Origin of the sequence: Pseudomonas sp. W2I6, from assembly GCF_030815935.1 — a bacterium.
In the GTDB taxonomy this organism is placed as follows: domain Bacteria; phylum Pseudomonadota; class Gammaproteobacteria; order Pseudomonadales; family Pseudomonadaceae; genus Aquipseudomonas.
In genome coordinates this window covers 376,004-397,873 of the sequence record NZ_JAUSXJ010000001.1, presented here as the reverse complement: position 1 = coordinate 397,873, position 21,870 = coordinate 376,004, and the positions used below count along the sequence as shown (strand labels likewise).

Here is a 21,870-nt window from a genome sequence, read left to right as displayed (position 1 = left end):
TTATCGATGAACAACGCCCTGAACCAGCTGCAGCCCTACCCGTTCGAGAAATTGCGCGTCCTGCTGGGCAGCGTCACGCCGAACCCGGACAAACGCCCCATCGCCCTGTCCATCGGTGAGCCGAAGCACAAATCCCCGCAGTTTGTCGCCGAGGCGCTGGCCAACAACCTGGACCAGATGGCGGTGTACCCCACCACCCTGGGCATTCCCGCCCTGCGCGAAGCCATTGGCGCCTGGTGTGAACGCCGTTTCAGCGTGCCCAAGGGCTGGCTTGACCCGGCACGCAACATCCTGCCGGTGAACGGCACCCGTGAAGCGCTGTTCGCCTTCACCCAGACCGTAGTCAACCGCGGCGACGACGCGCTGGTGGTCAGCCCGAACCCGTTCTACCAGATCTACGAAGGCGCGGCGTTCCTCGCCGGGGCCAAGCCGCATTACCTGCCGTGCCTGGATGAAAACGGCTTCAACCCGGATTTCGACGCCGTATCGCCGGACATCTGGAAACGCTGCCAGATCCTGTTCCTGTGCTCGCCAGGCAACCCCACCGGTGCACTGATTCCCGTCGACACCCTGAAAAAGCTGATCGCCCTGGCTGACGAATACGACTTCGTGATCGCCGCCGATGAGTGCTACAGCGAGCTGTACTTCGACGAACAAACCCCGCCGCCAGGCCTGCTCAGCGCCTGCGTGGAACTGGGCCGCCAGGACTTCAAGCGTTGCGTGGTGTTCCACAGCCTGTCCAAGCGCTCCAACCTGCCGGGCCTGCGTTCGGGCTTTGTGGCCGGCGACGCCGATATCCTCAAGGGCTTCCTGCTGTACCGCACCTACCACGGTTGCGCGATGCCGGTGCAAACCCAACTGGCGAGCATTGCTGCCTGGCAGGACGAAGCCCACGTGCAGGCCAACCGTGACCTGTACCGGGAGAAGTTCGATGCGGTGCTGGCGATCCTGAAGCCGGTGCTGGACGTGCAAAACCCGGACGGCGGCTTCTACCTGTGGCCGAATGTGAAGGGCGACGATGCGGCGTTCTGCCGGGACTTGTTCGTGGAAGAACACGTGACCGTGGTACCGGGCTCGTACCTGTCGCGGGAAGTGGACGGGGTCAACCCGGGCGCCGGGCGTGTACGCCTGGCGCTGGTCGCGCCGCTGGCGGAGTGCGTGGAAGCGGCGACGCGGATTCGCGACTTTATTACCCGCAATAAATAACTGCGCTGAATGTGGCGAGGGAGCTTGCTCCCGCTGGAGTGCGCAGCGCTCCCGCTTTTTTGGGGCCGCTACGCAGCCCAGCGGGAGCAAGCTCCCTCGCCACAAGCAAGCACCGCGGTGTTATTTGATATGACCCAGATTCGCCTCGCTCATATCCAGATCCGCCAACACCTCCCGTAGCACATCATCACCAATCTGATGGTGACGGCTCAGGCTATACAGCTCCAGACGCTGCGCCCGCAGGGCCTTGAGCCGCAACTTGCGCTCCAGTTGATCCATCTGCAACGCCAGCGCCTGGGCTTCGGCCGAATCGTTGAACACTTCCAGTTGATGACGATACTCCGACATCAACCGCGCCTTGAGCTCGGTGGCCAAGGCTGCCTGGGCGGCATCCTGGGGTGCAGCTTCAGCGGGTTCTTCGGCTTCCAGGGCATGGATAGCAGCCACGGCGGTCTTCTTCCAGGCCTCGCGCACTTCATTGTGGCGTTTCTCATCCGGGCTCTTCTCGATGCCGCGCAACAGCAGCGGCAAAGCGATGCAGGCCGCGACGAGCGAAAGCAGGATCACACCGGCGGCGATGAAGATCAGCAGGTCGCGCTCGGGAAAATCCTGCCCCGGCGCAAGCAGTAACGGTACTGACATCACACCCGCCAGGGTCACGGCACCGCGTACGCCACCGACGGTCAGCAACCAGCAGGACCGCGCGGTGGGCACCAGCGTCAGCTCACTTTTCCCACGAATCCGGCGCAATAAACCCGACAGTCGCCAGATGCTTTGCACCCAGATAAACCGCAACACCACCAGCACCAGGAAAATCGCGATCACGTCCAGGCAGCGATACAACAAGGTCGGCCACAGCGTCGGCTCATGGCTGACCACCGCCTTGATGATGTCAGGCAGTTGCAGGCCCAGCAGCAGGAAGATCAAGCCGTTGAACGCAAACTCCAGCAGCGACCAGACGCTGCGATTGAGCAACCGGGTGCTGGTCTGGCGCGGCAGCAGGTCCAGCCAGCTTTGCATCATGCCCGCAGCCACCGCCGACAGGATGCCCGATGCGCCAAGGCGTTCCGCCAGCACGTAGGCGGCGAATGGCAGCAACAACATGAACACCACGTGCGTCGCCGGGTCGTCCCAGCCCCGGGCGATCATCCAGGCACGCAGGCGGCCGACCAGCCAGCTCAACGCCACACCGACCGCCAGCCCACCCACGGCCACCAGCACAAAGGTGAGGCTCGCATCCGCCAGCGAGAACACGCCGGTCAGTGCCGCCGCCAGGGCGAACTTGAAGGTCACCAGGCCCGAGGCATCATTCATCAACGCCTCGCCCTGGAGCATGTGCATCAGTGGCGTCGGCAAGCGGTTCTGGGAAATGGCCGACACCGCCACGGCATCCGTCGGCGACAACACGGCCGCCAGGGCGAAGGCCACCGGCAGGGGAATACTCGGCAACAACCAGTGAATGAAGTAACCGGCCCCCACCACCGTAAACAGCACCAACCCCACCGCCAGCGTCAGGATCGGCCCGCGCAGGCGCCACAATTCACGCTTGGGCATGCGCCAGCCATCAGAGAACAGCAGCGGCGGCAGAAACAGGAAAAGAAACAACTCAGGGTCCAGGGCGACATGCAGCCCCAGGGTCGGCCAGGCCAGCAACGCACCGGCGGCGATCTGCACCAGTGGCAACGGCAGCGGGATCACACGCCCGACAAGGCGCGAAACGCTGACCAGCATCAGCAGGATAAGTACGGTGTAGGCGGTTTGCATAACGCGGGATTCCCAGACAATCAACTTGCAACAACACACATCAGGCAACAACTCGCCGTTGAAGTGCCATATTAGCCGCCTATGCTGCGCGATGGCCTTTGCACAAAAGTCGCACACGAGCAAAACGTAAGTGTGACGAGCGGCGCCGAAAGCCGCTGGCCATGGCATAATCCGTGACCTTTAATCTGCGTGAGCCCAAAGGGGGGCAATTCCTTGACCGCTTCAAGCAAAACGTTGCACCTTTTCGGCATCAAAGCCTGCGACACCATGAAAAAGGCGCGCACCTGGCTCGATGAGCACGCTATCCAGTATGAGTTTCATGACTACAAGACGGCCGGTATCGACCGCGAACACTTGACCCAATGGTGCAATGAGCACGGTTGGCAGGTGGTTTTGAACCGTGCGGGCACCACCTTTCGCAAACTCGAAGACGAACGCAAAGCCGATCTCGACCAAGCGAAAGCCATTGAATTGATGCTCGCGCAACCCTCGATGATCAAGCGCCCGGTGCTTGATCTCGGTGACAAAACCCTGATTGGCTTCAAGCCAGATAGCTATTCGGCGGCCCTCAAGTAGGCCAGCCCACTCCATTTTTGTAGAGGTAACAGCATGTCCAATTCCCTGTTCAGCCTGGGCTTCGGCGTCGGCACTCAGAACCGCCAAGGTGCTTGGCTGGAAGTGTTTTACGCACAACCGCTGCTCAATCCATCGGCTGAAATCATCGCGGCCATCGCGCCGATCCTCGGTTACACCGAAGGCAACCAGGCGATCACTTTCACCGTCACCCAGGCCCTGCAACTGGCTGACGCGCTCAAGGGCGTCGACGCTGCCCAAGCCGCCCTGTTGAGCCGCCTGGCTGAAAGCCACACGCCGCTGGTCGCCACCCTGCTGGCCGAAGACGCCGCACTGACCTCCACGCCTGAGGCCTACCTCAAGCTGCACCTGCTGTCCCATCGCCTGGTCAAGCCTCACGGCCTGAGCCTGGCCGGTGTGTTCCCGCAGTTGCCGAACGTGGCCTGGACCAGCCAGGGCGCAATCGACATCAATGAGCTGGCCGAGCGTCAACTGGAAGCGCGCCTGCGTGGCGACCTGCTGGAAGTGTTCTCGGTGGACAAGTTCCCGAAGATGACCGACTACGTGGTGCCGAGCGGCGTGCGTATCGCTGATGCCGCGCGCATCCGCCTGGGCGCCTACGTAGGCGAAGGCACCACCGTGATGCACGAAGGTTTCGTCAACTTCAACGCCGGTACCGAAGGCCCGGGCATGATCGAAGGCCGCGTGTCGGCTGGCGTGTTCGTCGGCAAGGGTTCGGACCTGGGCGGCGGTTGCTCCACCATGGGCACCCTGTCGGGTGGCGGCAACATCGTGATCAAGGTCGGCGAAGGCTGCCTGATCGGCGGCCAACGCCGGTATCGGTATCCCGTTGGGCGACCGCAACACCGTGGAGTCGGGCCTGTACGTGACCGCCGGCACCAAGGTTGCGCTGCTGGACGAGCAGAATCAGCTGGTCAAGGTGGTCAAGGCCCGCGAGCTGGCCGGCCAACCGGACCTGCTGTTCCGCCGCAACTCCGAGACCGGTGCCGTGGAGTGCAAAACCCACAAATCGGCCATCGAACTGAACGCAGCGCTGCACGCTCACAACTAAGCAGCGACTCGATGCCACTAACGGCCCGCGCCTGACCGGTGCGGGCCGTTTATACGAGTCTTGATCACCATGCTTGTGCCCTCTCCCTGGCGCGCCGATTTTCCGGCCATCGCCACCCTGCAACGGCAAGACCAGACCTATCTGGACAACGCCGCCACCACGCAAAAACCTCAAGCCCTGCTGGACGCCATCAGCCATTACTACGCCAATGGCGCAGCCAATGTGCACCGTGCACAGCACTTGCCGGGCGCCCATGCGACCCAGGCTTTCGAGGACAGTCGCAGCAAGGTGGCACAGTGGCTGAACGTCGGTGACGACGGGCAAATCATCTTCACCCACGGCGCGACATCGGCGCTGAACCTCCTGGCTTATGGCCTTGAGCACCTATTCAACCCGGGCGACGAGATTGTCATCAGCGCCCTGGAGCACCACGCCAACCTGCTGCCGTGGCAGCAACTGGCCAAGCGTCGCGGGCTGGCGCTGGTGGTACTGCCGCTTGACGCTGGCGGTTTGATCGACCTGCAAGCCGCCGCCCAACTGATCGGCCCGCGTACCCGCCTGCTGGCGGTGAGCCAACTGTCCAACGTACTCGGCGCCTGGCAGCCGTTGCCGCAATTGCTGGCACTGGCCAAGGCCCACGACGCCCTGACGGTGGTCGATGGCGCCCAAGGCATCGTGCATGGTCGCCATGATATGCAGGCCCTGGGCTGCGACTTCTACGTGTTTTCCAGCCATAAACTCTACGGGCCGGACGGCGTCGGCGTGCTGTATGGCCGCACCGAAGCCCTGCATCACCTGCGCCACTGGCAGTTTGGGGGCGAGATGGTGCAGCAGGCTGATTATCAAAGCGCCAGTTTCCGCCCTGCGCCCCTCGGCTTCGAAGCCGGAACTCCGCCGATCGCCAGCGTGATCGGCCTGGGGGCAACCCTGGATTACCTGAGTTCCCTGGACCAGCAGGCGGTGACGGCTCACGAAGCCGCCCTGCACGACTACCTGTTGCGTGGCTTGCAAGCGCGCAATGGCGTGCGCTTGCTGGGGTCGCCGCACGTCGCCCTGGCCAGCTTCGTGGTGGAAGGCGTGCACAACGCCGACCTCGCCCACTTGCTGACCGAACAAGGGATTGCGGTGCGCGCCGGCCATCATTGTGCGATGCCGCTGCTCAAGCAGATGGAATTGTCGGGGGCGATTCGGGTGTCATTGGCGCTGTACAACGACTCCGATGACCTGGAGCGCTTTTTTGAAGCGCTGGATCAAGCCCTGGATATGTTGCGATGAGCTTGCCGACTGAGGCCGTTGTCGCGCTGGAAGCGTTCCAGGCGGTCGGCAGTTGGGAGCAACGAGCCCGCCTGCTGATGCAATGGGGCGAGCGGCTGCCCGCCTTGCCGGATGAAGACAAGGTCGACGCCAACCTGGTGCAGGGCTGTGAAAGCCTGGTGTGGCTGGTGGGGCGCTTGCAGGATGGGCATTGGCAGTTTGCCGCCAGCAGCGATGCACGGCTGATACGCGGGCTGGTGGCGTTGTTGCTGGCGCGGGTCAACAGCTTGTCTGCCGCTGAGTTGCAGGCGGTCGACTTGCCCGGCTGGTTTGAGCAACTGGGCCTGTCGCGGCAGTTATCGCCGTCGCGCAGCAATGGGTTGAATGCGGTGTTGCAGCGCATGCGGCATCTGAGCCTCACACAAAACTAAATGTGGGAGCGGGCTTGCTCGCGAAAGCGGTGTATCAGTCGACCTGTCTGGTGACTGACACTCCGCCTTCGCGAGCAAGCCCGCTCCCACATTTTGATCTTCATTCCAGACTGAGATCTAAGGGGCCTTGACTCGATCCGAAGGCCGGCGCACTCCGGCCACTATCTTGTCCACCGCCTTGGTCGCGGCCACCATGCCGAAGGTCGCAGTGACCATCATCACCGCGCCAAACCCGCCGGCGCAGTCCAGCTTCACGCCATCCCCGACAAAACTCTTCTGCAAACAGATGCTGCCGTCCGGCTTCGGGTAACGCAGCTGTTCGGTGGAGAACACGCAGGGCACGCTGTAATGGCGGGTCACAGTGCGGGAGAAGCCATAATCGCGACGCAACGTGGAGCGCACCTTCGACGCCAGCGGGTCATTGAACGTACGGTTCAAGTCACACACCTGGATCAACGTCGGATCAATCTGTCCGCCCGCGCCGCCGGTGGTGATGATCTGGATCTTGCGCCGCTTGCACCAGGCAATCAGTGCGGCCTTGGCGTTCACACTGTCGATGCAGTCGATCACACAGTCGATGTTCGGCGTGATGTACTCGGCCATCGTCTCGCGGGTCACGAAGTCCGCCACCGCGTGCACGGTGCAATCCGGGTTGATGCCTTTCAGGCGCTCGGCCATGACCTCGACCTTGGCCTTGCCCACCGTGCTGTCCAGCGCATGCAACTGACGGTTGCTGTTGCTGACGCATACATCATCCAGGTCAAACAGCGAAATCTCGCCCACGCCGCAGCGAGCGATGGCTTCCGCCGCCCACGAACCCACCCCGCCCACGCCGACGATGGCCACATGGGCCGCCTTCAGGCGCTCCAGGCCTTCAATGCCATACAAGCGGGCGACGCCGGCAAACCGTGGATCTTCTGTACTCATGACCATTACCCCAAAAACCGGCGCGCATTATAGGGCTACACAGCGACAAGTTTTAAACTACAAGCTACAAGTAAGAGAACTTACGACGAGTTGCACTGCCCAATGTCCGGTTTTTCCCGGCTTGCTGTACGGTCGGTGAAAGGCCAGTGTAGGATGCGCGCCGTTCGGCGCAGGCCGACACCTCTTTTCGTTCCACACCCTTTGGAACCCGAAATAGCCATGTCATCGCGTAAATTTGGACTCAACCTGGTGGTGGTGCTGGCAATTGCCGCGCTGTTCACCGGCTTCTGGGCGCTGATCAACCGCCCGGTCAATGCCCCTAACTGGCCCGAGCAGATCTCCGGTTTTTCGTACTCGCCGTTCCAGCAAGGCCAGTACCCACAGAAAGACCAGTATCCGACCGACGATCAAATGCGTCAGGACCTTGCGATCATGAGCAAGCTGACGGACAACATCCGTACCTACTCGGTCGACGGCACCCTGGGGGATATCCCCAAGCTGGCGGAAGAATTCGGCCTGCGGGTGACCCTGGGGATCTGGATCAGTCCGGACCTCGAGCGCAACGAGCGCGAGATCCAGCGCGCCATCGAAATCGCCAACAGCTCCCGCAGCGTAGTGCGGGTAGTGGTGGGCAACGAGGCGCTGTTCCGTGAGGAAATCACTCCGGAAGCGCTGATCGTGCTGCTGGATCGGGTACGGGCCGCCGTCAAGGTGCCCGTAACCACCTCAGAGCAATGGCACATCTGGGAACACAACCCGCAACTGGCCAAGCACGTCGACCTGATCGCCGCGCACATCCTGCCGTACTGGGAACATATCCCGGTGGACAAGGCCGGCCAGTTCGTCCTCGATCGCGCACGGGACCTGAAGAAGACGTTCCCGAAAAAGCCGCTGTTGCTGTCGGAGGTTGGCTGGCCGAGCAACGGACGGATGCGTGGCGGTGCTGACGCCTCCCCCGCCGACCAAGCGATTTACCTGCGCACGCTGGTTAACACGCTGAACCGCCAGGGCTACAACTACTTCGTGATCGAAGCGTTTGACCAGCCATGGAAAGCCAGCGACGAAGGCTCTGTAGGGGCCTATTGGGGCGTGTTCAACGCCGCACGCCAGCAGAAATTCAACTTTGATGGCCCGGTGGTCGCGATTCCGCAATGGCGAGTGCTGGCGATCGGCTCGGTGGTGCTTGCGCTGCTGTCCCTGACCCTGCTGATGATCGACGGCTCGGCCCTGCGCCAGCGCGGCCGTACGTTCCTGACCTTTATCGCGTTCCTGTGCGGGTCGGTATTGGTGTGGATCGGTTATGACTACAGTCAGCAATACAGCACCTGGTTCAGCTTGACGGTGGGCTTCCTGCTGGCACTCGGCGCCCTGGGCGTATTTATCGTGTTGCTGACCGAAGCCCATGAGCTGGCCGAAGCAGTCTGGACCCACAAACGCCGGCGTGAATTCCTGCCGGTTGAAGGGGATTCGGACTACCGCCCGAAAGTCTCGATCCACGTGCCGTGCTACAACGAGCCGCCGGAGATGGTCAAACAGACCCTCGACGCCCTGGCCGCCCTCGATTATCCGGACTACGAAGTCCTGATCATCGACAACAATACCAAGGACCCGGCCGTGTGGGAGCCGGTGCGCGACTACTGCGAAACCCTCGGCCCGCGCTTCAAGTTCTTCCACGTCTCGCCCCTGGCCGGTTTCAAGGGCGGCGCACTGAACTACCTGATCCCGCACACCGCCAAGGATGCCGAAGTGATCGCGGTGATCGACTCCGATTACTGCGTATCGCCAAACTGGCTCAAGCACATGGTGCCGCACTTCGCCGATCCGAAAATCGCCGTGGTGCAGTCGCCACAGGATTATCGCGACCAGAACGAAAGCACCTTCAAGAAGCTCTGCTACGCGGAATACAAAGGCTTCTTCCATATCGGCATGGTCACCCGCAACGACCGTGACGCGATCATCCAGCACGGCACCATGACCATGACCCGTCGCTCGGTGCTGGAAGAGCTGGGCTGGGCCGACTGGTGCATCTGTGAGGATGCCGAGCTGGGCCTGCGGGTCTTCGAGAAGGGCCTGTCGGCGGCGTACTACCACGACAGCTACGGCAAGGGCCTGATGCCCGATACCTTTATCGACTTCAAGAAACAGCGTTTCCGCTGGGCCTACGGCGCGATCCAGATCATCAAGCGCCACACTGCGAGCCTCTTGCGCGGCAAGGACACCGAGCTGACCCGTGGCCAGCGCTACCACTTCCTCGCGGGGTGGTTGCCGTGGGTGGCCGACGGCATGAACATCTTCTTCACCGTGGGCGCCTTGTTGTGGTCGGCGGCGATGATTATCGTGCCGACGCGGGTTGACCCGCCGCTGCTGATTTTCGCGATTCCGCCACTGGCGTTGTTCGTGTTCAAGGTCGGCAAGATCATCTTCCTCTACCGTCGTGCGGTGGGTGTGAACCTGAAAGATGCGTTCTGCGCGGCACTGGCCGGGCTGGCGTTGTCGCACACCATCGCCAAGGCGGTGCTGTACGGGTTCTTCACCACCAGCATTCCGTTCTTCCGTACACCGAAGAATGCCGATAACCACGGTTTCTGGGTGGCGATTTCCGAAGCCCGGGAAGAGATGTTCATCATGCTGCTGTTGTGGGGTGCGGCACTGGGGATTTACCTGGTGCAGGGCCTGCCGAGCAATGACATGCGCTTCTGGGTGGTGATGTTGCTGGTGCAGTCGCTGCCGTATGTGGCGGCGCTGATCATGGCGTTCCTGTCGTCGCTGCCGAAACCGGCACCGAAGCAAGAGCCTGTGGCCGCTGCTTAAAATCCTGCGCAATGCACTAAACGGCGGCCTCTGGCCGCCGTTTTGCTATAAGATAACGGCCATTTTGTGAGACTTGGCCCAGGCCATTGCTTTGTGTGGGAGCGGGCTTGCTCGCGAATGCGCCGGGTCAGTTCATACATTGTTGACTGACACTCCGTATTCGCGAGCAAGCCCGCTCCCACACAAGCCCCCCTCCCACATAAGCCTTGCGCCCTGACATGCTTCTGGAGTTTTTACATGACGGCCCACGCCGACCTTTCGCCGACCCTCCAACTCGCTATCGACCTGATCCGCCGCCCGTCGGTGACGCCGGTCGACGCCGATTGCCAGAAGCTGATGATGCAGCGCCTGGGCGACGCCGGTTTTGCGCTTGAGCCGATGCGCATCGAGGATGTGGATAACTTCTGGGCCACCCACGGCAAACACGAAGGCCCGGTATTGTGCTTCGCCGGCCACACCGACGTGGTGCCGACCGGCCCGGTCAAGGCCTGGCAGAACGACCCGTTCGACGCGCTGATCGATGAAAACGGCATGCTCTGCGGCCGTGGCGCAGCCGACATGAAAGGCAGCCTGGCGGCGATGCTGGTCGCTTCCGAGCGCTTTGTGACCGACTACCCGGACCACAAGGGTTCGGTCGCATTCCTGATCACCAGTGACGAAGAAGGCCCGGCGCACCACGGCACCAAGGCCGTGATCGAACGCCTGGCAGCCCGCAAGGAGCGCCTGGACTGGTGCATCGTCGGCGAACCGTCGAGCACCACCCTGGTGGGCGACGTGGTCAAGAACGGCCGTCGCGGCTCCCTCGGCGCCACCCTGACCGTGCGCGGCGTGCAAGGCCATGTGGCCTACCCGCACCTGGCGAAGAACCCGATCCACCTGGCGGCTCCGGCCCTGGCCGAACTGGCCGCCGAGCACTGGGACGATGGCAACACCTTCTTCCCGCCTACGAGCTTCCAGATTTCCAACCTCAACTCCGGCACCGGCGCCACCAACGTGATCCCGGGCGACCTGACGGCGGTGTTCAACTTCCGCTTCTCCACCGAGTCCACCGTCGAAGGCCTGCAGCAGCGGGTCGCGGCGATTCTCGACAAGCATGGCCTGGACTGGCATGTGGAGTGGGCACTGTCGGGCCTGCCGTTCCTCACCGAACCGGGCGCGTTGCTCGATGCGGTCTCCGCCAGCATCAAGGCCGTCACCGGTCGCGAGACCCAGGCGTCCACCAGCGGCGGCACCTCCGATGGGCGCTTCATCGCGACCCTCGGCACTCAGGTGGTGGAGCTGGGCCCGGTCAACGCGACGATCCATCAGGTCAACGAGCGCATCCTCGCCAGCGACCTCGATGTGCTGACCGAAATCTACTACCAGACCCTGATCAAGTTGCTCGCCTGATGCTCGCTTGCCCCATTTGCAGCGCACCGCTCCATGAAGTGGACAACGGCGTAGCCTGCCCGGCCGGGCACCGTTTCGACCGGGCGCGCCAGGGTTACCTGAACCTGTTGCCGGTGCAGCACAAGAACAGCCGTGACCCGGGCGACAACCTGGCAATGGTGGAAGCGCGCCGCGACTTCCTCAACGCCGGGCATTACGCCCCGGTGGCCAGGCGCCTGGCCGAACTGGCCGCTGAACGCAAACCCCAGCGCTGGCTGGATATCGGCTGTGGCGAGGGTTACTACACCGCACAGATCGCCGACGCCCTGCTGCGCGCCGATGGTTATGCCCTGGATATTTCCAGGGAAGCGGTCAAGCGCGCCTGCAAGCGCAACCCCACGGTGACCTGGTTGATCGCCAGCATGGCTCGGGTGCCGTTGGCCGATGCCAGCTGCCAGTTCCTGGCCAGCGTGTTCAGCCCGCTGGACTGGCTGGAGGCCAAGCGCCTGCTCAGCCCGGGCGGCGGCTTGATGAAAGTCGGCCCGACCCGCGGCCACCTGATGGAGCTGCGTGAGCGTTTGTACGACGAAGTGCGCGAGTACACCGACGACAAGCACCTGGCGCTGGTGCCGCAGGGCATGAGCCTGCAACACAGCGAAACCCTGGAGTTCAAGCTCAGCCTGGCCGATCCCAAGGATCGCGCCAACCTGCTGGCGATGACGCCCCACGGCTGGCGCGCGAGTGCCGAACGCCGGGCCCGGGTGATCGAAGCCGCCGAACCGCTGCTGGTCACTGTGTCGATGCGCTACGACTATTTCGTGCTTCAATAACCCATTATTTTTGTGGGCCTCGGGGCCCACACCGAATCCGCGAATGGATTTTCAAAATCCCGCAACGAGGAACATCCATGCGCCAACCTGATATCGAGATTTACCTCAAGGACGCCGACGTCGACCACAAGGCCATCGCCGCCTGGTTGGGCGCCGCCCTGGGCCCGTGCACCGACTGGGTCCAGCGCGGCCAGACCTACAAGTGCAAAGCCGGCAGCGTACCGGTCACCTGGCTGCCGAAAGCCGTAGGCAAATGGAACAGCCTGTACCTGGAAAGCGACCAGACCCCGTGGGAAGACGACATCGCCTGCGCCCGCGCAGCCTTTGCCGCGCTGAACGTCGAAGTGCGTTGCGCGCCGGGCAGCTGGGTAGAGGAAGAAGGTGAAGAAAGCGCGGATACCTGGATTCGTATCAGCGCAGACGGTGAAGAGCAGATCACCTGGAAAACAACCTGAGGGGTCGTTCCCACGCTCTGCGTGGGAATGCAACCTGTGACGCTCCGCGTCACGATTAAAAGCAGACGCGGAGCGTCCAAAGAAGCATTCCCACGCAGAGCGTGGGAACGATCACGCCAAGGTTACAGGCCCACCACATCCTCAGCCTGCAAGCCCTTCTCTCCCGTCACCACGGCGTATTCCACCTGCTGGCCTTCAGCCAATGAACGATGCCCTTCACCGCGAATGGCGCGGTAGTGCACAAACACATCCTTGCCATCTTCCCGCTGGATAAAGCCATAGCCCTTGGCGTCGTTGAACCACTTCACATTGCCGGTTTCGCGCGTTGCCATCTGTTTTGCTCCCACATGCTTTTTATAAGTACGTTTATTGTTGAGTCGTCGCAGTTGAACTGCCGAGTATAAGACAGGCTCAAAAAGCTTCAACTCAAGATTACTTCGCCGCTTTTTTGCCGATTTTCGGCTAATACTGCACACTAGCGCCCCGAGCACCTGCCCGGTTTTTTTCCCCACTCAAAGCAGAAGCCGTATGACCCGTTCTCCCTTTCGCCGTCTGGTATTTGGCACCTTGCGCCGGCTGTTGTACCTCTGGGTTCGCTCAGAGACGATCAACCAGTCGTCCCTTACCTTGAACCTCGACCGCAGTCGTCCGGTGTTTTACGTCCTGCAATCTCCATCCCTCACCGAATTGGCGGTTGTTGATACCGAATGTACCAAGGCCGGCCTGCCGCGCCCGGTGCTGCCGGTGTCGGTCGGCCCGCTGATGGAGCCGGCGGCCTTCTTCTACCTGACGCCCGACCCTGACTGGCTGGGGCGCCAGGACAAGCGTGGGGCCCCACCCACCCTGACCCGCCTGGTGGATGTGCTCACCGAACACGCCGAAGAGAATGCACAGATCATTCCAGTCAGCGTGTTCTGGGGCCAGTCGCCCGACAGCGAGTCCAGCCCCTGGAAACTGCTGTTCGCCGACAGCTGGGCCGTCACCGGCCGCCTGCGCCGGCTGCTGAGCATCCTGATCCTGGGCCGCAAGACCCGGGTGCAATTCTCCGCGCCCATCAACCTGCGTGAGTTGATCGAGCACAATAAAGGCCACGAACGCACCGTGCGCATGGCCCAGCGCATCCTGCGGGTGCACTTTCGCAACCTGAAAACCGCAGTGATCGGCCCCGACCTGTCCCACCGGCGCAACCTGGTGAAGGGCCTGGTGAACATGCCACTGGTACGCCAGGCGATCCTCGACGAGGCCGAACGCGAGAAAATCACCCCCGAGAAAGCCAAGGCCCAGGCTCTGCGCTATGGCAACGAGATCGCCTCGGACTACACCTACACCGCCATCCGTTTCCTCGAAGTGGTGCTGAGCTGGTTCTGGAACAAGATCTACGACGGCATCAAGGTCAACAACATCGAAGGTGTGCAAAAGGTCGCCCAGGGCTACGAGGTGATCTATGTACCGTGCCATCGCAGCCATATCGACTACCTGCTGCTCTCCTATCTCCTGTTCAAGAATGGCTTGACCCCGCCGCACATCGCCGCCGGGATCAACCTGAACATGCCGGTGATCGGCAGCCTGTTGCGCCGTGGCGGGGCGTTTTTCATGCGCCGCACCTTCAAGGGCAACCCGCTGTACACCTCGGTGTTCAACGAATACCTGCACACCTTGTTCACCAAGGGTTTCCCGGTGGAGTACTTCGTCGAAGGCGGACGTTCGCGCACCGGGCGCATGCTGCAACCGAAGACCGGGATGCTGGCGATCACCCTGCGCAGCTTCCTGCGTTCCTCGCGCATGCCCATCGTGTTCGTGCCGGTGTACATCGGCTATGAGCGGGTGCTGGAAGGCCGCACTTACCTGGGCGAACTGCGCGGTGCGAGCAAGAAGAAAGAGTCGATTTTCGATATTTTCAAAGTGGTCGGCGCCCTCAAGCAGCGCTTTGGCCAGGTCGCCGTGAACTTCGGCGAACCGATCAAGCTGGCTGAATTCCTCGACAGCGAGCAGCCCGACTGGCGCTCCCAGGAGCTGGGCCCGAACTACAAGCCGGCGTGGCTCAACGAAACCACCAACCGCCTCGGAGAACGGGTGGCGCAACACTTGAACGAAGCGGCGGCGATCAATCCGGTGAACCTGGTGGCCCTCGCGCTGCTGTCCACCACCCGCCTGGCCCTGGACGAACAGGCGATGGCGCGCCAGCTGGATCTGTACCTGGCACTGCTGCGCAAGGTGCCCTACTCGCCCCACACCACCCTGCCGGAAGGCGACGGCCTGGCGCTGATCAAGCACGTCAAGGACATGCACCTGCTGTCGGAACAGAGCGATGCACTGGGCAAGATCCTCTACCTGGACGAGCAGAACGCCGTCCTGATGACCTACTACCGCAACAACGTGCTACACATCTTCGCCCTGCCGGCGCTGCTGGCAAGTTTCTTCCAGAGCAGCTCGCGGATGAGCCGCGAACAGATCCTACGCTATACCCGTGCGCTCTACCCGTACCTGCAATCGGAGCTGTTTATCCGCTGGTCCCTGGACGAGCTGGACGCGGTGGTCGACCAGTGGCTCGAAGCCTTCGTCGAACAAGGCCTGCTGCGTTTTGAAAACGACGTGTACCTGCGCCCGGCGCCGAGCTCACGGCAGTTTGTGCTGTTGACCCTGCTGTCCAAGAGCATCGCCCAGACCCTGCAACGCTTCTACATGGCGATCTCGCTGCTGCTCAACAGCGGCCAGAACAGCATCAGCGCCGAAGAGCTGGAAGACCTGTGCACGGTCATGGCCCAGCGCCTGTCGATCCTGCACGGCCTGAATGCCCCGGAGTTCTTCGACAAGAGCCTTTTCCGACATTTTATCCAGACCCTGCTGGAGCAAGATGTGCTGCGTCGCGACGAGGCCGGCAAACTGAGCTATCACCCGCTGCTGGGTGAGCTGGCCGAAGGTGCAGCCAAACGCGTATTGCCCGCGGAGATTCGCCTGTCGATTCGCCAGGTCGCACTGCATCGCAGCGAAGAGGCGGCAGACCAGCCTGTGGTACCCGAAGAAACACACTAGAGTGACCGAGGCGCCAGGGTGTTTCTGGCGCCGTTGACAAGGAGCTGCACCATGAAAAAAATCATCCTCCTGGGCCTGACCGCCCTGCTGGGAGCCTGCCAGACCATGAGCCCCGCGCCCAAAGCCAGCCTCGATGGCGAAGTCTTCTATTTGCAACGCATCGCCCTCCCGCCCGCCGCCACCTTGAGTGTGACCCTGCAGGATGTGTCCTTGATGGACGCCCCGGCCGTGACCCTGGCCGAGCAGAAAGGCCCGGTGAAAGGCCAGGTGCCGCTGCCCTTTCATCTGAGCTACGACCCGACCCAGGTCAAGCCTGGCCACAGTTACTCAGTGAGCGCTCGCATCGAACTGGAGGGCAAGCTACTGTTTATCACCACCGAACGGCACTCCGTGCAGTTGAACGGCCAGGACCCACAACCGCTGCGCCTGCGCGTGGATGCGGTTGCACACTGATTAAAATATCGAACATAAGGAAGCGCCCATGCTCCGTAACTCCCTTCGCCTCACTGCCCTGTGCGCCGGCTTGCTGCTCGGTGCCAACGCCATGGCCTTGTCCCTCGGCAGCCTGTCCCAGGGCGATGCCACCGGCGGCCTCAAGGATGCACTGACCCAAGGCGCACAGATTGCCGTGAAACAACTGGGTGTGCCCGGTGGTTTCAGCAACAACCCCGAAGTGAAGATCGGCCTGCCGGGCAAGTTGGGCAAAGTCGCTGACAAGTTGAAAATGTTCGGCATGGGTGACCAGGTCACGCAACTTGAAACCAGCATGAACAAGGCGGCCGAGTCTGCTGTCACCCAGGCCCAGCCGATCCTGGTAAACGCGGTGAAAAACATGAGCGTGACCGATGCCAAGGGCATCCTCACCGGCGGCCAGGACTCGGCCACCCAGTACCTGAACAAAAGCAGCCGTGACGAGATCCGGGCCAAGTTCCTGCCGATCGTCAAGGCCGCTACCGACAAGGTCGGCGTGGCCCAGCAGTACAACGCGCTCGCCGGCAAGGCCGCCACCTTTGGCGCCATTGATGCCAAGAGCGCCAATGTCGAAAGCTACGTGACCGAACAGGCGCTGGACGGGCTGTTCAAGATGATCGCCCAGCAGGAAGAAACCATTCGCAAGAACCCGGCGGCGGCTGCCACCAGCTTGGCCAAGAAGGTGTTCGGCGCGCTGTAGACCACACCCGGCAACTAAAAACGCCCTGAACTATTCAGGGCGTTTTTTTTAATAGCGGCACTTGCAAGGCAAATCACTACCCACGGCATTGCTGTTGCTGCTGTTGGTGGTGTTGTTTTCGGTTTTGATATTAATGTTGATCTCGGGCTGGCCATTGCCATTGGACCGACCGAAATTCGGCCCTATTCCAAATACAGCCCCCAACAGGTGCAGTGGTGAAACCAGTACTGGAAAAATCATACACACTCCTCGATATCTATGGTCAAAAGCCCCCTCTGAGTGGCAAGGCAGCCCGAGTGGTTCCCGGGCTGCCTCGAGTCAGCGGCTATCGATGGATCGGAAAGAGTGCCGATGACCTCTGGTAGGGTTGGTGGGCCTCATGCACCGGCGCCTGGTGATACGGCTTGAGCCGCGCAGGCAGGACAGGCCCCGTTGGTCGGGAGTGATGGCCGTGGTTGAAACCGGGCCGTCCATGGCCGGGCTTGTGCGGTCGCGCCGTATCAGCTTCTTTATTGGAACCAGGCAACAGATTGCCCAGCAGTGACCCCAGGAAAGCACCTTTGAAAGCTGCCAGGGCAGACAAAATAAACATATGACACTCCATGAACTCATTGTTGTTCATCGGGACCGCAGGCTTGCGGCCCCGACAACGACGTCTGTCAATCAGACAATTCTGAGTGGAGCACCACGGGCAAACGTTCCGTCGCCCAGGGTCGTAGTTTGCGTCTATGTGTGAATGACCAGAGGCATTTCCTTACAGGACACCCCTGCCACTCGCAGCCTTACACCGCCTCCTTGCGCACCCGAAACCACGCCGCATACAGCGCGGGCAGGAACAACAGGGTCAATGCCGTCGCAACAATCAAGCCGCCCATGATCGCCACGGCCATCGGCCCGAAGAACACGCTGCGGGACAGCGGGATCATCGCCAGTACGGCCGCCAGCGCCGTCAGCACAATCGGCCGGAAGCGCCGCACGGTCGCCTCGATAATCGCCTGCCAGGGAGCCAGGCCGGCCTTGATGTCCTGCTCGATCTGGTCCACCAGGATCACCGAGTTACGCATGATCATCCCCGACAGCGCGATGGTCCCCAGCATCGCCACGAACCCAAAGGGCTGGCGGAACACCAGCAGGAACAGTGTCACCCCGATCAGGCCCAAGGGTGCCGTGAGAAACACCATCGCGGTGCGGGAGAAGCTGCGCAATTGCAGCATCAGCAAGGTCAGCACCACCACGATAAACAGCGGCACACCGGCCTTGACCGAGTTCTGCCCACGGGCGGAATCCTCGACCGTGCCGCCAACTTCCAGCAGGTAGCCGTCCGGCAGTTCAGCGCGCACGCCTTCGAGGGTCGGCAGGATCTGCTGCACCAGGGTGGCCGGTTGTTCCTTGCCGTAGATATCGGCGCGAACGGTCACGGTCGGCAGGCGATTACGGTGCCAGATGATGCCTTCCTCAAAGCCGTATTCCAGGGTCGCGATCTGCGACAGCGCCACGCTCTTGCCGTTGTCGGTCGGCACCGCCAGGCTTGGCAGCAGCGACAGTTCGGTGCGCTCATGCACCGTGCCGCGCAGCAGGATTTCGATCAACTCGTTGTCCTCGCGGTACTGGCTGACGCTGGAGCCCGTGAGGGAACTCTGGAGGAATTTCGACAGGTTGGCGGTGCTCACGCCGAGGGCACGGGCGCGGTCCTGGTCAACGTTGAGGTAGACGATCTTGCTCGGTTCTTCCCAGTCCAGGTGCACGTTGACCACGTGGGTATTTTCGCGAACCTTGGCCGCCACTTTCCGCGCCAGGGCCCGGACTTCTTCGATGTGCTCGCCCGTTACCCGGAACTGCACGGGGTAGCCAACCGGCGGGCCGTTTTCAAGCCGCGTAACCCGCGAACGCAGGTCCGGGAATTGTTCGTTGAGGGTTTCGATCAGCCAGGTGCGCAAGCTTTCGCGCTCCTCGATGGTCTTGGCCAACACCACAAACTGGGCAAAGCTGGCGGCCGGCAGTTGCTGGTCCAGCGGCAGGTAGAAACGTGGCGAACCGGTACCGACGTAGGCCACATAATTTTCAATACCTGCATGTTCCTTGAGCAAGGCTTCAAGGCGTTTGACCTGGTCGGCCGTATTGCTCAGGGACGCGCCTTCAGCGAGTTTCAGGTCGACCATCAGTTCCAGTCGCCCGGAAGCCGGGAAGAACTGCTGGGGCACAAAGCGGAACAGCGCCACCGAGCCGATAAACAGCAGCAAGGTCAGGACGATCACCGTCTTGCGCCGACGCACACACCATTCCACCAGGCGTCTTACGCGCTGATAGAAGGGTGTGCCGTAGGGATCCGGCCCGTCGGTGCCATGCTTGGCCGCATGAATCTTCGCCAGGTCCGGCAGGAGTTTTTCCCCCAGGTACGGCACGAACATCACTGCGGCGACCCACGAGGCCAGCAGCGCAATGGTCACCACCTGGAAGATCGAGCGGGTGTATTCACCGGTGCTCGATTGCGCCGTGGCAATCGGCAGGAAACCCGCGGCCGTGATCAGGGTGCCGGTGAGCATCGGGAAGGCTGTGCTGGTCCAGGCGAAACTGGCGGCCTTGAGCCGGTCGTACCCTTGCTCCATTTTGATCGCCATCATTTCCACGGCGATGATCGCATCGTCCACCAGCAAGCCCAGCGCCAGCACCAGCGCGCCGAGGGAGATTTTGTGCAGGCCGATGCCGAGGTAATACATGGTGGCAAACGTCATGGCCAACACCAGCGGAATCGCCAGGGCGACCACCATGCCGGTGCGCACGCCCAGAGAGAAAAAGCTCACCAGCAACACAATCGCCAGGGCCTCGGCGAGCACCTGGACGAATTCGCCGACACTGGTTTTTACCGCTGCCGGCTGGTCCGACACCTTGCGCAGTTCCATACCGGCAGGAAGGTTCTTCTGCAGGCGTGCGAATTCGCCTTCCAGGGCCTTGCCCAGCACCAGGATGTCGCCACCATCACGCATGGCCACGGCCAGCCCGATGGCGTCGGCGCCCATGTAGCGCATGCGCGGTGCCGGTGGATCGTTGAAGCCACGATGAATCTCGGCCACGTCACCGATACGGAACGTACGATCACCGACGCGGATCGGGAAGTCGCGAATCTCCTTAACGGTCTTGAAGTTGCCGGACACCCTTAACTGCACGCGCTCGCTCGGGGTTTCAAAGAAGCCGGCGGTGGACACCGCGTTCTGTTCCTGCAACGCCTGCTGCACGGCCGCCAGCGGCAGGCCAAGGGTGGCGAGCTTGAGGTTGGACAGCTCGATCCAGATCTTCTCGTCCTGCAAGCCCAGCAGTTCGACCTTGCCGACATCCGGCACCCGTTGCAGCTGAATCTGGATGCGGTCGGCGTAGTCCTTGAGCACGGCGTAGTCAAAGCCATCGCCGGTCAGGGCGTAGATATTGCCGAAGGTGGTACCGAATTCATCGTTGAAAAACGGGCCCTGGATATCCGGTGGCAGGGTCTGGCGAATATCGCTGATTTTCTTGCGCACCTGGTACCAGAGGTCCGGGATCTCTGCGGAGTGCATCGAGTCCCGGGCCATGAAGGTGACCTGGGATTCACCGGGCCGCGAGAAGGAGACGATGCGCTCGTAGTCGCCGGTCTCCATCAATTTCTTTTCAATACGCTCGGTGACCTGGCGCGACACTTCCTGGGCCGTAGCGCCTGGCCAGTTGGTCTTGATCACCATGGCCTTGAAGGTAAACGGCGGGTCTTCGCTTTGTCCCAGCTTGGTGTAGGACAAGGTGCCGACCACTGCCAGCAGGATCATCAGGAACAGTACGATCTGGCGATTACGCAACGCCCATTCGGAAAGATTGAAACCCATCGGGGACTACTCCTTGGCCGCCAGACTTACCACTCGATTGGCGCGATCCACCGGGCGCACTTGCTGGCCCTCATGGAGTACATGCACACCGGCGGCGATCACCCAATCAGTGGGGTTCAAGCCTTCCAGTACCGGCACGGTTTTCTCGCCAAAGGCGCCGATCCGCACCGGTGTGCGCTTGAGGGTATTGTCGGGCTGCACCACCCAGACGTAGGACGCGCCGTTCTCCGCGCTCAGGGCAGACAGCGGCACCGCCAGGGGAATCACACCGTCAGCCTGGATGAAGACGCGAGCGCTCTGCCCCAGTTCCGCAGGCACTTTGCCGCCGGTAAACGCGACGCGGGCGGCGAAGGTTCGCGACTTTGGATCGGCAGCCGGCGACAGTTCGCGGATGCGGCCGTTGAAGCGCTGGTCGGGCTGGCTCCACAGTTCCACGGACACCGGCTGGCCAATCTTGAAACGCCCGAAGCTTTGCTCCGGCAGGCTGATCAACACCTCCCGCTCGCCATCGGTGGCCAGGGTGAATACGGTCTGGCCGGCCGACACCACCTGGCCGACTTCCACTGCACGCTTGGCGACCACGCCATCCTGGGGTGCGCGCAACACGGCGTAACCGGCCTGGTTATTGGCCACGTCGAATTCGGCCTTGATCTGCTTGAGGCGTGCTTCACCGGAGCGGTAGAGGTTTTCGGAGTTGTCGTACTGGGAGCGGCTGACCATCTGACGGTCCATCAGGGTCTTGTAGCGGTCACGCTCGGCGCGCACCAGGCTCAAGTTGGCGTCGGCAGCGGCGACCTGGGCGCGGGTGGCTTCCAGTTGCAGGCGTACGTCCTGAGGGTCGAGTTCGGCCAGGGGCTGGTTGGCCTTGACGCGCTCGCCCTCCTCCACCAGTCGTCGGCTGACTTTGCCGCCAATGCGAAAGGCCAGGTCGGGTTCATAGCGTGCACGCACCTCGCCCGGGTAGCTGTCGGAAGCCTGCGCCGAAGGCTCTGGTTGAACCACCATGGCCGGGCGGACGGTGGTTTGCGCCGCTTCTTCATGGCCACAGGCAGCCAACAGGAATAACAAGCTGGCAGGCAAAGCGAGTGGCAGGAAATAGCTGCGCATGCTGAAGGACCTTTCGCTAA

Annotated in this window: 17 protein-coding genes and 1 pseudogene; 12 read left to right on the top strand and 6 right to left on the bottom strand. The window is 62.0% G+C overall.

The genetic code is table 11. The annotated features are described in order from the left end of the window. Positions 1–6 precede the first annotated feature (6 nt). Positions 7–1,206 carry a succinyldiaminopimelate transaminase gene (dapC, locus tag QF039_RS01875; RefSeq protein WP_087694928.1) on the top strand — a complete coding sequence of 400 codons (1,200 nt, stop codon included), beginning with the start codon at positions 7–9 and terminating at the stop codon, positions 1,204–1,206. Positions 1,207–1,326: 120 nt separating this feature from the next. Here dapC and QF039_RS01870 read toward each other — a convergent pair whose 3' ends face one another. Further along, positions 1,327–2,970 (bottom strand): Na+/H+ antiporter, encoded by a 1,644-nt coding sequence (locus QF039_RS01870; RefSeq protein WP_003219338.1) that lies wholly within the window; start codon positions 2,968–2,970, stop codon positions 1,327–1,329. Positions 2,971–3,183: 213 nt separating this feature from the next. On the opposite strand from QF039_RS01870, the gene QF039_RS01865 reads away from it, so the two are divergent. The 4 genes and pseudogenes from QF039_RS01865 to QF039_RS01850 all read left to right on the top strand — a co-directional run bounded on the left by QF039_RS01865 (position 3,184) and on the right by QF039_RS01850 (position 6,300). After that, positions 3,184–3,546 carry an ArsC family reductase gene (locus QF039_RS01865; RefSeq protein WP_003219341.1) on the top strand — a complete coding sequence of 121 codons (363 nt, stop codon included), beginning with the start codon at positions 3,184–3,186 and terminating at the stop codon, positions 3,544–3,546. A gap of 33 nt (positions 3,547–3,579) precedes the next feature. Continuing rightward, a pseudogene (gene dapD, locus QF039_RS01860) lies at positions 3,580–4,615 on the top strand (2,3,4,5-tetrahydropyridine-2,6-dicarboxylate N-succinyltransferase). Positions 4,616–4,684: 69 nt separating this feature from the next. Beyond that, positions 4,685–5,890: an aminotransferase class V-fold PLP-dependent enzyme gene (locus tag QF039_RS01855; RefSeq protein WP_307516705.1), complete on the top strand. Its 1,206-nt coding sequence runs from the start codon at positions 4,685–4,687 to the stop codon at positions 5,888–5,890. Next, complete coding sequence (locus QF039_RS01850) at positions 5,887–6,300, top strand: SufE family protein (protein ID WP_307516704.1); 414 nt, start codon at positions 5,887–5,889, stop codon at positions 6,298–6,300. The genes QF039_RS01855 and QF039_RS01850 overlap by 4 nt, the downstream gene beginning before the upstream one ends. Positions 6,301–6,417: 117 nt before the next feature. On the opposite strand, the gene tcdA is transcribed toward QF039_RS01850, so the two are convergent. After that, a complete protein-coding gene (gene tcdA / locus QF039_RS01845; protein WP_177048605.1) occupies positions 6,418–7,227 on the bottom strand; it encodes a tRNA cyclic N6-threonylcarbamoyladenosine(37) synthase TcdA in 810 nt (269 codons plus the stop codon). A gap of 219 nt (positions 7,228–7,446) precedes the next feature. On the opposite strand from tcdA, the gene QF039_RS01840 reads away from it, so the two are divergent. The 4 genes from QF039_RS01840 (at position 7,447) to QF039_RS01825 (ending at position 12,691) form a co-directional block, all read left to right on the top strand. Further along, the gene (locus tag QF039_RS01840; protein WP_003219347.1) at positions 7,447–10,038 is read left to right on the top strand and encodes a glycosyltransferase; all 2,592 of its coding nucleotides are present in this window, start codon (positions 7,447–7,449) and stop codon (positions 10,036–10,038) included. A 237-nt stretch (positions 10,039–10,275) separates the two neighbouring features. Next, entirely contained in the window at positions 10,276–11,427 is a 1,152-nt protein-coding gene (gene dapE / locus QF039_RS01835; protein ID WP_008430488.1) for a succinyl-diaminopimelate desuccinylase, read from the top strand. Continuing rightward, complete coding sequence (locus QF039_RS01830) at positions 11,427–12,236, top strand: putative RNA methyltransferase (protein ID WP_008430489.1); 810 nt, start codon at positions 11,427–11,429, stop codon at positions 12,234–12,236. The genes dapE and QF039_RS01830 overlap by 1 nt, the downstream gene beginning before the upstream one ends. A gap of 77 nt (positions 12,237–12,313) precedes the next feature. Further along, positions 12,314–12,691, top strand: coding sequence for a hypothetical protein (locus tag QF039_RS01825; protein ID WP_008430491.1), 378 nt, complete (start codon positions 12,314–12,316; stop codon positions 12,689–12,691). A 122-nt stretch (positions 12,692–12,813) separates the two neighbouring features. Here QF039_RS01825 and QF039_RS01820 read toward each other — a convergent pair whose 3' ends face one another. After that, a complete protein-coding gene (locus QF039_RS01820; protein WP_003219353.1) occupies positions 12,814–13,023 on the bottom strand; it encodes a cold-shock protein in 210 nt (69 codons plus the stop codon). 196 nt (positions 13,024–13,219) lie between these two features. On the opposite strand from QF039_RS01820, the gene plsB reads away from it, so the two are divergent. Genes plsB through QF039_RS01805 form a run of 3 tightly spaced genes read left to right on the top strand, consistent with a single transcriptional unit; the run spans position 13,220 to position 16,895 of the window. Next, positions 13,220–15,724: a glycerol-3-phosphate 1-O-acyltransferase PlsB gene (gene plsB, locus QF039_RS01815; RefSeq protein ID WP_307516697.1), complete on the top strand. Its 2,505-nt coding sequence runs from the start codon at positions 13,220–13,222 to the stop codon at positions 15,722–15,724. Positions 15,725–15,775: 51 nt separating this feature from the next. Beyond that, on the top strand, positions 15,776–16,177 hold the full coding sequence (locus QF039_RS01810; RefSeq protein ID WP_003219355.1) for a YbaY family lipoprotein: 402 nt from the start codon (positions 15,776–15,778) through the stop codon (positions 16,175–16,177). A 28-nt stretch (positions 16,178–16,205) separates the two neighbouring features. Next, positions 16,206–16,895 (top strand): DUF4197 domain-containing protein, encoded by a 690-nt coding sequence (locus QF039_RS01805; RefSeq protein ID WP_003219356.1) that lies wholly within the window; start codon positions 16,206–16,208, stop codon positions 16,893–16,895. Positions 16,896–16,943: 48 nt separating this feature from the next. Here QF039_RS01805 and QF039_RS01800 read toward each other — a convergent pair whose 3' ends face one another. From QF039_RS01800 to QF039_RS01790, 3 genes are all read right to left on the bottom strand, one after another. Further along, the gene (locus QF039_RS01800) at positions 16,944–17,135 is read right to left on the bottom strand and encodes a hypothetical protein (protein ID WP_008430499.1); all 192 of its coding nucleotides are present in this window, start codon (positions 17,133–17,135) and stop codon (positions 16,944–16,946) included. Positions 17,136–17,677: 542 nt separating this feature from the next. Further along, a complete protein-coding gene (locus tag QF039_RS01795; RefSeq protein ID WP_134325827.1) occupies positions 17,678–20,743 on the bottom strand; it encodes an efflux RND transporter permease subunit in 3,066 nt (1,021 codons plus the stop codon). A gap of 6 nt (positions 20,744–20,749) precedes the next feature. Continuing rightward, positions 20,750–21,850, bottom strand: a complete 1,101-nt coding sequence (locus QF039_RS01790) for an efflux RND transporter periplasmic adaptor subunit (protein WP_003219359.1) — start codon at positions 21,848–21,850, stop codon at positions 20,750–20,752. Between the last annotated feature and the right edge of the window lie 20 nt (positions 21,851–21,870).

Bases quoted from the DNA above. Each gene is read 5' to 3' on its own strand.
- dapC (WP_087694928.1), top strand. From the start codon at position 7: ATGAACAACGCCCTGAACCAGCTGCAGCCCTACCCGTTCGAGAAATTG.
- QF039_RS01870 (WP_003219338.1), bottom strand. From the start codon at position 2,970: ATGCAAACCGCCTACACCGTACTTATCCTGCTGATGCTGGTCAGCGTT.
- QF039_RS01855 (WP_307516705.1), top strand. From the start codon at position 4,685: ATGCTTGTGCCCTCTCCCTGGCGCGCCGATTTTCCGGCCATCGCCACC.
- QF039_RS01850 (WP_307516704.1), top strand. From the start codon at position 5,887: ATGAGCTTGCCGACTGAGGCCGTTGTCGCGCTGGAAGCGTTCCAGGCG.
- tcdA (WP_177048605.1), bottom strand. From the start codon at position 7,227: ATGAGTACAGAAGATCCACGGTTTGCCGGCGTCGCCCGCTTGTATGGC.
- QF039_RS01840 (WP_003219347.1), top strand. From the start codon at position 7,447: ATGTCATCGCGTAAATTTGGACTCAACCTGGTGGTGGTGCTGGCAATT.
- dapE (WP_008430488.1), top strand. From the start codon at position 10,276: ATGACGGCCCACGCCGACCTTTCGCCGACCCTCCAACTCGCTATCGAC.
- QF039_RS01830 (WP_008430489.1), top strand. From the start codon at position 11,427: ATGCTCGCTTGCCCCATTTGCAGCGCACCGCTCCATGAAGTGGACAAC.
- QF039_RS01825 (WP_008430491.1), top strand. From the start codon at position 12,314: ATGCGCCAACCTGATATCGAGATTTACCTCAAGGACGCCGACGTCGAC.
- QF039_RS01820 (WP_003219353.1), bottom strand. From the start codon at position 13,023: ATGGCAACGCGCGAAACCGGCAATGTGAAGTGGTTCAACGACGCCAAG.
- plsB (WP_307516697.1), top strand. From the start codon at position 13,220: ATGACCCGTTCTCCCTTTCGCCGTCTGGTATTTGGCACCTTGCGCCGG.
- QF039_RS01810 (WP_003219355.1), top strand. From the start codon at position 15,776: ATGAAAAAAATCATCCTCCTGGGCCTGACCGCCCTGCTGGGAGCCTGC.
- QF039_RS01805 (WP_003219356.1), top strand. From the start codon at position 16,206: ATGCTCCGTAACTCCCTTCGCCTCACTGCCCTGTGCGCCGGCTTGCTG.
- QF039_RS01800 (WP_008430499.1), bottom strand. From the start codon at position 17,135: ATGATTTTTCCAGTACTGGTTTCACCACTGCACCTGTTGGGGGCTGTA.
- QF039_RS01795 (WP_134325827.1), bottom strand. From the start codon at position 20,743: ATGGGTTTCAATCTTTCCGAATGGGCGTTGCGTAATCGCCAGATCGTA.
- QF039_RS01790 (WP_003219359.1), bottom strand. From the start codon at position 21,850: ATGCGCAGCTATTTCCTGCCACTCGCTTTGCCTGCCAGCTTGTTATTC.